The organism is Citrobacter sp. S55_ASV_140 (genome assembly GCF_018919505.1).
Classification (GTDB): domain Bacteria; phylum Pseudomonadota; class Gammaproteobacteria; order Enterobacterales; family Enterobacteriaceae; genus Citrobacter; species Citrobacter werkmanii.
The window spans coordinates 1-1,241 of the sequence record NZ_JAHLQZ010000389.1 but is presented as its reverse complement, the minus strand read 5'-3'; the positions used below and the strand labels follow the sequence as shown (position 1 = coordinate 1,241).

At 47.3% G+C, this 1,241-nt stretch carries 1 protein-coding gene and 1 pseudogene; both read left to right on the top strand.

Features of this window, described 5'->3' with window-relative positions:
• Nucleotides 1-438 precede the first annotated feature (438 nt).
• Entirely contained in the window at nt 439-969 is a 531-nt protein-coding gene (gene rppH, locus KQJ18_RS24060) for an RNA pyrophosphohydrolase (protein WP_003825602.1), read from the top strand.
• A gap of 12 nt (nt 970-981) precedes the next feature.
• Nucleotides 982-1,241 (top strand): annotated as a pseudogene (locus KQJ18_RS24055) (phosphoenolpyruvate-protein phosphotransferase PtsP); the annotation flags it as partial.

Genomic DNA, 1,241 nt, shown 5'->3' with positions numbered 1-1,241 from the left:
GCCTTGACGTGCGACGAAAATCGAATTTTTACACAAATTGTGCCTAACTTATTGGCATAATCTGTGGATAAAACCAACGCTGGTCGATCTTTCATCAGCGTGAAGATCGTGTGCGTGACACACATCACATTTATGTGTGTGCGTTGGTACCGATCGTTTTTAACTTAATGAATAAATAAGACTATTTTTTATATGTGACGAATGTCTTATTCGGACTGTTCTGGGTTTTCCCATAGTAATTCCGTACTTCTTCACAACTATATCCACAGAAAAGGTGAATAAAATCGCCCTGAATGCCCTTCTTCTGTTTATAACTCTGGGCTTCGCTGTGAGTTATTCAATTGTTATTAGAATATCGCACCCTTAACAGAGTGGTTTACCGCCTCTCAGGAGTGTGAAACAATCGTTTGTATATAAGGTTTATGTTGAGGTAGTCCGGTGATTGATGACGATGGCTACCGCCCGAATGTAGGGATAGTAATTTGTAACCGCCAGGGGCAGGTCATGTGGGCCCGGCGATTTGGTCAGCACTCCTGGCAATTCCCACAAGGTGGGATAAACGCAGGAGAGACAGCAGAGCAGGCGATGTACCGGGAACTCTTTGAAGAAGTGGGTCTCAGCCGTAAAGATGTACGGATCCTTGCTTCTACTCGTAACTGGTTGCGTTACAAGTTACCGAAACGTTTGGTGCGTTGGGACACAAAGCCGGTTTGTATCGGCCAGAAACAAAAATGGTTTCTTCTGCAATTGGTCAGCAGCGATGCTGAAATTAATATGCAAACCAGCAGTACACCTGAGTTCGACGGCTGGCGCTGGGTGAGTTACTGGTATCCGGTTCGACAGGTGGTGTCATTTAAACGCGATGTCTATCGCAGGGTGATGAAAGAATTCGCAAGTGTTGTCATGGCGCTTCAGGAGAGCACTCCTAAACCGCAAAGCGCACCTGCGTACAGACGTAAAAGAGGTTAAGCTACGCAAATTATGCTCACCCGCCTGCGCGAAATAGTCGAAAAGGTGGCCAGTGCTCCGCGTCTTAATGAGGCGCTTAATATACTGGTTACCGACATCTGTCTTGCGATGGATACAGAGGTCTGCTCGGTCTATCTGGCCGATCACGACCGACGTTGTTATTACCTCATGGCGACACGAGGTCTGAAAAAACCACGTGGTCGCACCGTCGCACTCGCGTTTGATGAAGGTATCGTTGGCCTGGTTGGCAGGCTGGCGGAACCTATCAACCT